This window comes from Pedobacter jeongneungensis (assembly GCF_039538295.1).
Classification (GTDB): Bacteria; Bacteroidota; Bacteroidia; order Sphingobacteriales; family Sphingobacteriaceae; genus Pedobacter; species Pedobacter jeongneungensis.
On sequence record NZ_BAABBY010000004.1, the window covers coordinates 502,088 to 512,463 of the forward strand.

Sequence of the window (10,376 nt, forward strand, 5' to 3'; positions counted from 1 at the left end):
CTGCCACTTTTGTCGGGTTTAGGAACAAGGGTATTTTTGGCGTATGAAAGGTTGAAGTGTGTTGCACCAGCCTGTGTTAAATAAACCCGATTGACGCGGAAACCAAAAGCTTTTTCTGCTTTTGTTGTAGCAAAAGCGGGATTAAAACTGCCAAAAGCGATATCCGTACATTTCTAAATCATTATAACAGTGAAAAACATCGCTGATTAATTATACGCGGCCATGCACCTACCCTAACTTAATGTGATTAAAACTAAATTATCACATCAATTTTTAGGATATTTGCAACCTAGCACTTATATTTTCATTAATTGCCGGATATTACAATACCATATACTTTAATAAATTTTGAAAAACGACATCAACATAAAAAATAAAAGAGCTTATTTCGACTACAATCTTTTAGATAAATACGTAGCCGGTATAGCCCTTTTAGGAACTGAAATAAAAGCCATCAGACAAGGTAAAGCGAATATGACAGATGCTTTCTGCACTTTTATTGGCGGAAATCTTTATGTGCGCAACCTTCATGTTTCAGAATATAGTCACAGTTCTTTTTATCACCATGATATTAAGCGCGACCGCGCCCTGTTATTACAGAAAAAAGAAATCAGGAAACTAAAGCTTAAAGGCGAAGAAAAAGGTTATACCATAGTTCCCCTACGCATTTTTATTAACGAAAGGGGTTTCGCCAAAATGGAAATTGCCCTTGCTCAGGGTAAAAAAGAATTCGACAAACGCGACAGCATTAAAGATAGAGATACGAAGCGTGAATTGGATAGAGCGATGAAAAGATAATTTAGTTTGGAGTTTGGGGTTTAGAGTTGGGAGGTATTTAACTTTAAATTGGGATCTTAGTCAAAACTGCGATCTCCAAACTCCTAACTAACATCACCATGCCTGGTCGCCTACTAAAGGCACAAACCTAAAGGTATCCAGTACAATTTTTTCGTAATCAGTTTCGCTTACACGGATAACAGTTACCATTTTCTGGGTTTTCTCATCTCCAACCGGGATTACCAGGATACCACCAATTTTTAACTGTTTTAATAAAATTTCGGGCACTAAAGGTGCACCAGCCGTTACGATAATTTTATCGTATGGTGCATGCTTGGCAATTCCTTTTGATCCGTCGCCGCAATAAAAAGTAGGTCGGTAACCCATTCCCGGTAAAACCTGAATGGTTCTGTTGTAAATGTTCTCCTGCCTTTCTATAGTAAAAACACTGGCGCCCAGTTCCATTAAAATGCAGGTTTGATAACCTGAACCGGTTCCGATTTCGAGTACTTTATCACCTTTTTTGATATGCAGCAGCTCGCTTTGGTAGGCAACGGTATATGGCTGGGATATGGTTTGTCCATCGCCTATCGGGAAAGCAATATCCTTATAGGCCTGGTTCCAGAAAGTTTCGTCAAAAAAGAAATGCCGCGGAACTTTGCCAATTGCTGTCAATACATTTTCATCTTCAATCCCACGAGACCTTAACAGTTCTACCAGTTTTTTTCTTGCCCCACGTTCCCGGTAATTATCAACAAATTTATATGCCATGAGCTTCAAAATTAGCGTTTCTTAAACGGTGATACAAACACTAAATGAGAGAATAACAGAATTTTTCAATGATTGAATATTGATTAGCTGAATTAGAGAATGATACATTATCCACAACGGCTAAGGATTGAATGAGAGAATATTGAATGATTGAATTTTGACTTATTGAATGAATGAATTATTGAATGAATGAATTTTGACTTAGGGTAGTTACTCCATTCTATCATTCATTCATTGAATCATTCATTTTAGTACGGATCTACATCTATTTGAGTGAAAATCCCTTTAAATTCTTTTGTTGCATTAAATTCTGTCAAGGTTTCCCTTAAGGCATCTTTAACTTTTTGGATTGCTGTATGTTTGTCGGCCTTGATGATGATCTGCTTGATATAAAGGTTCCTTACGCGGCTTACCAATGGCTGTTCGGGGCCTAAAACCCTTTTACCAAACTTTGCCTTAAGGATATTGGCTAATGTAAGCGCTGCATGATCTAAAACGTGCGAATCTTTATGTTTGATGTACAGAAAAATCATCCTCGAAAAAGGCGGATACAGAAATTTCTCCCGCTCCACAATTTCGTCGTTGTACATGCCTTCGTAATCGTTGTTCACCACCTGTTTAATGATCCGGTTTTCGGCATCGTAAGTCTGGATGCAAACATTCCCCTGGTCGGCCCTGCGCCCTGCCCTGCCGGCAACCTGCGCAAGCAACTGAAAACTGCGCTCGTAAGCCCGGAAATCGGGGTAACCCAATAAAGTATCGGCATTAATTACGCCAATCAGGTTCAGGTTATCGAAATCCAAACCTTTGGCCACCATTTGTGTACCAATTAAAATATCGGTTTTCTTTTCCTGAAAATCATTTAAAATCTGTTGCAGGCCATTTTTAGTCCGGGTGCTATCCATATCCAAACGGGCAATGGTAACCTCGGGGTAAAGTAAACGGAGTTCTTCTTCAATACGTTCCGTACCGAATCCTTTTTGTTCAACATGTACCGAGCCGCATGCGGGACAGATATTTACACTGCTTTGCTGATAGCCGCAATAATGGCAATGCAGCTTGCCGCTGCTTTTATGATAGGTTAAACTTACATCGCAGTTTACACATTTCGGCGTATAACCACAGGTAGCGCAAATCAAAATAGTAGCATAGCCCCTCCTGTTCTGAAATAAAACAATCTGTTCCTTTTTAGAAAGTGCCAGATCAATATCTTTAATGAGTACACTCGAAAAATAAGAACTCATCGTTTTTTTCTTCGTTTCTTCAGAAATGCTAACAACTTGCTGATTAGGTAACTGAACGCCACCAAAACGTTCCTTCATCTCCACCAGTCCGTATTTACCCTGCAAGGCATTGTAATAACTTTCCAAAGAGGGCGTAGCTGAACCTAAAATCACTTTGGCCTGGTGCAGGTAACCTAAATAAATAGCAGCATCCCTGGCCTGGTAGCGGGGCGCCGGATCGTATTGTTTATAAGAGGGTTCATGTTCTTCATCAACCACGATTAATTTTAAATGCTGGAAGGGAAGAAAAACAGCTGAACGTGCACCTAAAATCACTTTATAAGCACCTGTTCTCACTTTATTCCAGATTTCTACCCTTTCGCTGTTATTAAATTTAGAATGGTACACACCAATGGCATTCCCAAAATAACGTTTAATCCGTTCTACAATCTGTGTGGTTAGGGCAATTTCGGGCAGCAGGAACAATACCTGTCCATCTGTATTCTGGATGATTTCTTCGATGAGTTTAATATACACCTGCGTTTTGCCCGATGCGGTAACCCCATGCAGCAAAACCACTTCCTTTTCTTCAAAATACTGATTAATCTGTCCTAAAGCCTTTTGCTGACCTTCATTGAGCTCGAAATTTACACTAAATTCTTCGTCGTGGGTAGCCAGGCGACTTACCGGCCTTTTCATCACCACAAAAATATCCTTATCGGTTAAGGCTTTTAACGCAGCCGGACCACAGTTGCTTTCTTCCAAAAGTTGCTCTTTTGAAATCGGCAGGTTCGATTTTTGTAATTTTAAATATCCAAGCAGCGCATCCAATTGTTTCGGAGCTCTTTCCAGTACATTAAATAACTGCTTTAAATTCTCTTCCTCAGTATAAAAATCGTTCAACATCACGAACGATTTAAGCAAAGGTTTATACTTCTGCACCACCTCTTCGGCCACCAGAATCAGTTCTTTATCCAATAAATGATTAATGATGGGATATACCGTTTTCTGCCCTAACAGCTTAGAAACATCATTAACGGTGAGTTTTTCTTGCTGTTTTAATGCATTAACAATGATTTCTTCTTCATCACTAAGTTCTGTCTCTTCATTATAATCTTCACGAAGGATCAGGATGGTCTCGCTGGCCAGTTTTAAACTTGCAGGTAAAGCGGCAGCCATTACATCGCCTTCATTACACATGTAATAGTTGGTCATCCAGCTCCAGAATTTGAGCTGCATGGGCGTAATTACAGGCTCGGCATCTACTATATCGATGATATATTTCGCTTCGTAAACTGTTGGCGGTACGGTAGTAATGCCACTGATTAATGCGGTATAAATGCGGTGTTTCCCGAACTGCACCACCACACGTTTACCAATGGCAATCTGATCGTTCAGATCAAAAGGCACACGATATGTGTAGTTTTTCGCCAAAGATAACGGCAAAATAACTTCAACAAAAAGTGTTTCTCTTTCTGCAAAAATATCGTTTTCGAAACTGTTCATTATTTATCTTTAAATGCTGCAAAAAAGAGCATTATCCACCCCAATACTAATAAAAGTCCGCCTATTGGAGTTAAGGGGCCAATAAACTCCGTAAAACCCAAATGCGATATGCTTCGCGTAGCCAACAAATACAGCGAACCTGAAAAAAGAATAATGCCGAATGTAAAGCAGAAATAAGCAATATTGATCAGCTTGTTTCTGTAACGGGCAAATGTAGAAAGGTACAATAATGCAAAGGTATGATAGAACTGATAATCAACACCTTTTTGCCAGATTTCCAATGATGGTGCATCAATTAAAGCTTTTAAGCCATGGGCACCAAAAGCGCCCAGTAAAACAGCAACAGCACCAAAAAAAGAAGCAGTAAGGATTATTCGTTTATTCATAATGATTTGCTAGTAGCAATCGCTAAATTAATAAATTGACAAAGAACTTCTCACTAATCAATGTAATAAATTAAATTTGTTGCACAGCAGATGAAAAAAATCGTAATTCTAACAAGTGCATTATTTTTGGGCGTGGCCTTTATGGCTTATCTCTATTTTTCGAAATTGGGTACCGATAATGATGCGAAAGACCTGGCGCTGCAATCGGCAACCAATAATGCCGCCCTGGTGTTTTCTTTTCAGAATGATAAAGGTTTTTACGATATTATAGAAGGTCAGCAACTGATTCAGCAGGTTTTAGGGAAAGATAAAATGAATCTGTTAAGGCAGCTAAAAACAGGTATTATTGACGATAACGGACTTAATAAGTACCTGAAAGATCAGCAGGTGTATATCAGCGTACTCCCCGACTCGAACAAAACTTTAAATTTCCTGATTACCTTACAAATCCAGCCGGATAACGATATTAAAAAATTTTACGGGGCTTTAAAAACCAAAAAGTCGATCACCGAAAATTCTAAAGAGCTCTATACCGTTAAATTAAATGATAGTGTATCGGTTTATCTGGGTGTTCACGATCAGGTATTAACCGTTTCTACCTCATTAAAACTGATTAATGATGCCAACGTACGTTTAACTGAAAATCCATTTACAGAATACATTAAAGAAAACAACAGGCAGATTAAAAATGTGCTGGCAAATGTGTATATCAATTTTAACCAGGCACCTTTGCTATTAAAGAATATTATTGCAGGAAATATAAACGGAGAAATTACCTTTTTGAACAAACAGAATAGTTTTGCGGTACTCAATTACAATTTCAGTAAAGAAAAAATCCTATTTAGTGGAAATACGGAGTTAAAAGACCAGCAAAACTACCTTAAGCTGTTCGAAAGTATGGAACCTCAGAATACTTCGATACAGAATATCTTGCCCGATAATACCGCAAATTATGCGCTCTTTGCCTATGATGATTACAGCAAATGGTTAAAAAAGCTAAATATTTGGCAGGAGCAAACAAAAGCAATAGATAAAACCAGCGGAGTAATCAAAAAAATAAAGGATGAATACAGAATAGACCTGAATACTATATTTCCGGTTTATACGAAAAATCAATTTATACTTTTTCAATTGAGCACGACAGAAAAACTCGGGGCAATTTCATTATCCAACGGCGAAAAAGTGAAACAACTGTTGCTTGATGTGAGTGCTGATTATAATGAAGACATTAAGCTTTTTAAATCGGCAGATATATTATACAGTTATTTTGGAGAACCTTTTAAAAAATTTGGCCGGCCTTATTATACCATTGTAGATAACAATTTAGTGGTGGCCAATAATGCGAGTACGGTACAATCGTTTTTAAACGACTACAAAAACAACAGGCTTTTGATCCAAACACCGCAGTATTTAGATGCGGTTAACCAGATTTCGACCACTTCTAACGTGAGTTATTACATCAATACTAAAAATTCAGCTGATATTTTCAGAAACAATATTCAATTGGGTTTTTACAAACATTTAAGGGCCGATAGTGGTTTAAAAAGTTTCGATACTTTTTATTACCAGATGAGTGCAGACCGGAACAAGTTCATTACTAACTTGCTTTTAAACAAATATTTAAAACCAGAAATACCAGATTCGTTAAGTAACCGTTAATAAGAAATTATTCCAGACAAAACTACCTACATGAAGAAACTTTTACTTGCGTTACTGGCTTTGACCAGCTTCGGGGTTGCAAATGCACAACAATATGCACTTTTCGGGACGAAAACGATGTTCGACGCTTTCGAAAACCCTTCTCAAAAATCTTTTACACTGGATTCGTCGCGAAAATTTTCTTCGAATTTTTTCCTGCCATATTTTGGGGTTAATGCCATCAACAAGGGCAGTTCTAAATATATTGTTCGAAGATTAACGCAAGAGGGCCAGTATAATACCACTGGTTTACCTATCGGAACAGGAGAAATTAACCATTTCTTTGAAAACAGCAATATTTATGTAGCCACTTTCCGTCTTTTTAAATCATATAAATACCAAAAGGAAATGGGGTTTTCATGGCAGATCAGATCGGATGCAAATGTAGATTACACCAATGAAACTTTAGCCATTTTCGACTCTTTTGAACGTTTTAACAAAGGGCAGCAATATACAGGAATATTCGATACTAAAGGATACGAACAAAGTTACCACCAGTTCAGCTTTACTTACCGTGAAAACTGGAACAAAAGACTTGCCTTTGGTTTGAAAGCCAGTTTATTAAGTGGTATTTTATATAACAAGCTAGATATCTCCAATTCTTATCTTTATATCGATCCTGAAGCTTCTGCCCTGTTGATTGGTTTGGATGGAACATATTCAGCCAACTTCTCTGATTTTAATGAGATTAATAAGAAAAATTTCTTTCCTAATTTTAAGAATCCTGGTTTGTCATTGGGTTTTGGAACAAATTATACCACCAGGAAAGGCCTCTTCATGATGGCCAATGTTAAAGATTTAGGTTTTATATGGTGGCGCAGCAATACACAGCGTACTACGATCAATCAATCGAAATTGATTGAGAACCTGGAACATAATCAATCGAATACCAACCAGGAAATAAAAGACATTTTCTTGCTTGCAGAGCAACCTAAAAAGTTTTTGGCCCCTACCAATGCTAAACTGGATGTTTATATGTCTAAACGGTATGGTTTTTACAAACCGGCGTTAGCTGTTTCGAAAAACCTGTTTTATAAAGGTGGGGACATTGCCTTCGTGAATACTTTTATTGCCAATGATTTTTCGGGAAGTGTAACCCCTTTATATAACCTGAATGGTGTTTTTATGGTAGGATTGCAGGCCAAATACCAGACACCTAATTTCGAACTGTTTTTAGGAACCGATAATCTGGTTGCCACCAGCTTCCAAACGATTGGAACCATTAAACATGATGCTACTGTAGGCAGCGGACCTAACGGTGCTTCTTTTTATATGGGTGTAGGCATTAAATTTGGAAACGTGGTTAACCATCCCCAATTTGCCGATGTTATACCGGGCATCAATGATAACAGTGAAGGTGGAAGTTTCTTTAAAAGCCTGTTTTCGATCTTTAAAAGAAAATAAGTTAGCCTTGCGACTGTTGTTTTTTAGATTGGGTAACTACAAAATCTTTCAGGTAGAAAGGTTCGAAGTAAGCTACATCTTCAAAATTGCCTTTATTAAAAGCCTGATTAGCTAATTTAGACATGTATGGTGCGGCATTAAAATTGGCAGCATCAAACCTGGCATTTGGATGCGTTAAAACATCAGCGCATTTGGCTGCTCCGTCTCCCAAAAAGGTAATGGTTTGTTGGTTAAGCAAATCTGCAAAGCTGGTTTCGTCAATAATTTTAGCTTCAGTTGGTAATAATATATTCAACTGATCATCAAAAACCGTCGTGTAAACTTCCATTCTGCGGGCATCAATCATCGGACAGATTAAACCTGAATAATCGGAATTTTCAGACAAGAAGCCAGCAGCCATCATTTCCAATGTTTCGATGGCAATTAAGGGTTTATCTAAGGCATAACAGAGTCCTTTTGCGGTAGAAACACCGATCCGCAGACCAGTATAAGATCCCGGGCCTTTACTTACTGAGATGGCATCTAATTCCTGATAACTTATCCCGGCAGTTTTAACCACTTCATCAATAAACAGTGTTAGATTAGCTGCATGCAGATTTTGTCCCTGCTCTTCTTTAAATGAAATAGTTTCGCCGTTAACAGATAACGCCACAGAACAAATTGCCGTAGCGGTTTCTATTTGAAGTATTTTAGCCATAGGGCAAAGATAAGTAAAAATGGAAAATGTAAGAGGGATTATGGAAGATGGTTTAGATGAGTTCGTAGTCAGTCTGAAGTCTCAAGTCAAATCCCTTTTTTGTCTGTCATCCTGAATGCAATGAAGGATCTTTTAAGTAGATTTCTCCATTTCGCTATGCTACAGTCGAAATGACGATCGAGAGTGAATAAACTAATGACCAATAATGTGAAGTCTCAAGTCAAGTCTCTTTCTTATCTGTCATCCTGAATGCAATGAAGGATCTTTTAAGTAGATTTCTCCATTTCGCTATGCTACAGTCGAAATGACAATCGAGAGTGAATTAGCTAATGACCAATAATGTGAAGTCTCAAGTCAAGTCTCTTTCTTATCTGTCATCCTGAATGCAATGAAGGATCTTTTAAGTAGATTTCTCCATTTCGCTATCCTACAGTCGAAATGACGATCGAGAGTGAAAGAACTAATGACCAATAATGTGAAGTCTCAAGTCAAATCCCTTTTTTGTCTGTCATGCTGAATGCAATGAAGGACCTTTTAAGTAGATTTCTCCATTTCGCTATGCTTCAGTCGAAATGACGATCGAGAGTGAATAAACTAATGACCAATGACCAATAAACCACTATGGAACCGGATCGTGCCCGTGCGCACCCCAGGGATGACACCTCCCAATGCGTTTTAGCGCCAGCCAGCCTCCTTTAAATGGTCCGTACTTTTTAATGGCTTCTATGCCATATTGGGAACAAGTTGGAGTAAAGCGGCAATTTGCGCCGAGCATAGGCGAAATGGCGTATTGATAAATTTTAATCAAGCCTAAAAAAAACCAGCCGAAAATTTTATTGATCAACTTCATTGGGCTGAATTAAATTTTGGAAACGCTTAAAGGTAGCGATCAGTTTTTTCTCAATAAAGGCAAATTCATATTTATCCTTACCCACAAACTGGATGGAAAACAAAAGCAATCCCCTGTTGGATGGCAATGGAAAATATAATTTATCCTGTTTATTTAAGCGGTAAGCTTCGCGGATGCGGCGTTTAAGCAGATTGCGGTCGACTGCCCGTTTGTAACGTTTTTTAGGCACATTGATTACCACCTGCGCCTGTACATCAGCGGCTTCATCAATAAAGAGGTAAGAAACCCGGAATGGGTATAATAAAAAAGAAGAACCGTTTTTAAACAACAGGTCTAAATGTTTCCTGCTGCATAACCGTTCTTCTTTCCTGAATGTGTACATATATTTTTGATTGATAACTGCAGATTTTGATCTGCCAATTCCGGGTTAGCGGAAAAGCAATCAAAAATTATGCTTTATGCTTGCGTTCGTCAGAAACTGTTAATCTTTTTCTTCCTTTAGCACGACGTGATGCTAATACTCGTCTGCCGTTAGCTGTTGCCATTCTTTCGCGGAAGCCGTGTTTGTTTCTTCTCTTTCTTTGCGAAGGTTGGTATGTTCTTTTCATGACTGTATATTATCTATTGTAAAATTAAGAGGTGCAAATATAAAGTGATTTCTCTACAAATGCAAGAGTGATTAATTATTATTTTTTCTATTTAATGCAAATTTAAAAAATCTTTTGAAAAACCGGGGCTCATGCTGCTATTTTAAATGATTACTTGCTTTATTTATTTCATCAAACGTTCCTACGGAACGAAAAAATGCACACTGCATATTTTTCTACCTATGATTCGTTCCTATGGAACGAAATAAGGAAATCGTGAAGATATCCCCCTGTTATTAGCATCAGGCGTTAGCAGGGAACAGGCCAATAATAAAAGCAGAGGCCGCCGCAAAATAAACCTCCTATGAATAAAACTCTTTTTCAAGTGGCTTTGGAATCTTTTTCTTTTTTTATGGGCAAAAGAGGTTCCCTGTCCTGAGAATTTGCGGTTTTTGTTTAGTTAAATTAACGCCTCTC

At 38.0% G+C, this 10,376-nt stretch carries 10 protein-coding genes; 3 read left to right on the plus strand and 7 right to left on the minus strand.

Annotated features, from left to right (window positions below):
- The first annotated feature begins 348 nt into the window (after positions 1-348).
- A complete protein-coding gene (smpB, locus tag ABD769_RS10275; protein ID WP_025142641.1) occupies positions 349-798 on the plus strand; it encodes an SsrA-binding protein in 450 nt (149 codons plus the stop codon).
- Between the two features lie 93 nt (positions 799-891).
- Here the strand turns inward: smpB and ABD769_RS10280 are convergent, their stop codons facing one another.
- The 3 genes from ABD769_RS10280 to ABD769_RS10290 form a co-directional block, all read right to left on the minus strand.
- Positions 892-1,548: a protein-L-isoaspartate(D-aspartate) O-methyltransferase gene (locus ABD769_RS10280; RefSeq protein ID WP_344851339.1), complete on the minus strand. Its 657-nt coding sequence runs from the start codon at positions 1,546-1,548 to the stop codon at positions 892-894.
- Positions 1,549-1,796: 248 nt separating this feature from the next.
- Positions 1,797-4,277: a replication restart helicase PriA gene (gene priA, locus ABD769_RS10285; RefSeq protein WP_344851340.1), complete on the minus strand. Its 2,481-nt coding sequence runs from the start codon at positions 4,275-4,277 to the stop codon at positions 1,797-1,799.
- Positions 4,277-4,663, minus strand: coding sequence for a DUF423 domain-containing protein (locus ABD769_RS10290; protein WP_187590850.1), 387 nt, complete (start codon positions 4,661-4,663; stop codon positions 4,277-4,279). The genes priA and ABD769_RS10290 overlap by 1 nt, the downstream gene beginning before the upstream one ends.
- Before the next feature lie 90 nt (positions 4,664-4,753).
- On the opposite strand from ABD769_RS10290, the gene ABD769_RS10295 reads away from it, so the two are divergent.
- Positions 4,754-6,322, plus strand: a complete 1,569-nt coding sequence (locus tag ABD769_RS10295; protein ID WP_344851341.1) for a hypothetical protein — start codon at positions 4,754-4,756, stop codon at positions 6,320-6,322.
- 30 nt (positions 6,323-6,352) lie between these two features.
- Complete coding sequence (locus ABD769_RS10300; RefSeq protein ID WP_344851342.1) at positions 6,353-7,765, plus strand: DUF5723 family protein; 1,413 nt, start codon at positions 6,353-6,355, stop codon at positions 7,763-7,765.
- Between the two features lies 1 nt (position 7,766).
- Here ABD769_RS10300 and tsaB read toward each other — a convergent pair whose 3' ends face one another.
- The 4 genes from tsaB to rpmH all read right to left on the minus strand — a co-directional run bounded on the left by tsaB (position 7,767) and on the right by rpmH (position 9,920).
- Complete coding sequence (gene tsaB, locus ABD769_RS10305) at positions 7,767-8,462, minus strand: tRNA (adenosine(37)-N6)-threonylcarbamoyltransferase complex dimerization subunit type 1 TsaB (RefSeq protein WP_344851343.1); 696 nt, start codon at positions 8,460-8,462, stop codon at positions 7,767-7,769.
- A 619-nt stretch (positions 8,463-9,081) separates the two neighbouring features.
- Positions 9,082-9,312: a membrane protein insertion efficiency factor YidD gene (yidD, locus tag ABD769_RS10310; RefSeq protein ID WP_344851344.1), complete on the minus strand. Its 231-nt coding sequence runs from the start codon at positions 9,310-9,312 to the stop codon at positions 9,082-9,084.
- The gene (locus ABD769_RS10315; protein WP_344851345.1) at positions 9,296-9,694 is read right to left on the minus strand and encodes a ribonuclease P protein component; all 399 of its coding nucleotides are present in this window, start codon (positions 9,692-9,694) and stop codon (positions 9,296-9,298) included. Before ABD769_RS10315 ends, yidD begins: the two co-directional genes overlap by 17 nt.
- 67 nt (positions 9,695-9,761) lie before the next feature.
- On the minus strand, positions 9,762-9,920 hold the full coding sequence (gene rpmH / locus ABD769_RS10320) for a 50S ribosomal protein L34 (RefSeq protein WP_010601723.1): 159 nt from the start codon (positions 9,918-9,920) through the stop codon (positions 9,762-9,764).
- Positions 9,921-10,376 lie beyond the last annotated feature (456 nt).

Bases quoted from the DNA above. Each gene is read 5' to 3' on its own strand.
- ABD769_RS10280 (WP_344851339.1), bottom strand. From the start codon at position 1,548: ATGGCATATAAATTTGTTGATAATTACCGGGAACGTGGGGCAAGAAAA.
- priA (WP_344851340.1), bottom strand. From the start codon at position 4,277: ATGAACAGTTTCGAAAACGATATTTTTGCAGAAAGAGAAACACTTTTT.
- ABD769_RS10290 (WP_187590850.1), bottom strand. From the start codon at position 4,663: ATGAATAAACGAATAATCCTTACTGCTTCTTTTTTTGGTGCTGTTGCT.
- ABD769_RS10295 (WP_344851341.1), top strand. From the start codon at position 4,754: ATGAAAAAAATCGTAATTCTAACAAGTGCATTATTTTTGGGCGTGGCC.
- ABD769_RS10300 (WP_344851342.1), top strand. From the start codon at position 6,353: ATGAAGAAACTTTTACTTGCGTTACTGGCTTTGACCAGCTTCGGGGTT.
- tsaB (WP_344851343.1), bottom strand. From the start codon at position 8,462: ATGGCTAAAATACTTCAAATAGAAACCGCTACGGCAATTTGTTCTGTG.
- yidD (WP_344851344.1), bottom strand. From the start codon at position 9,312: ATGAAGTTGATCAATAAAATTTTCGGCTGGTTTTTTTTAGGCTTGATT.
- ABD769_RS10315 (WP_344851345.1), bottom strand. From the start codon at position 9,694: ATGTACACATTCAGGAAAGAAGAACGGTTATGCAGCAGGAAACATTTA.
- rpmH (WP_010601723.1), bottom strand. From the start codon at position 9,920: ATGAAAAGAACATACCAACCTTCGCAAAGAAAGAGAAGAAACAAACAC.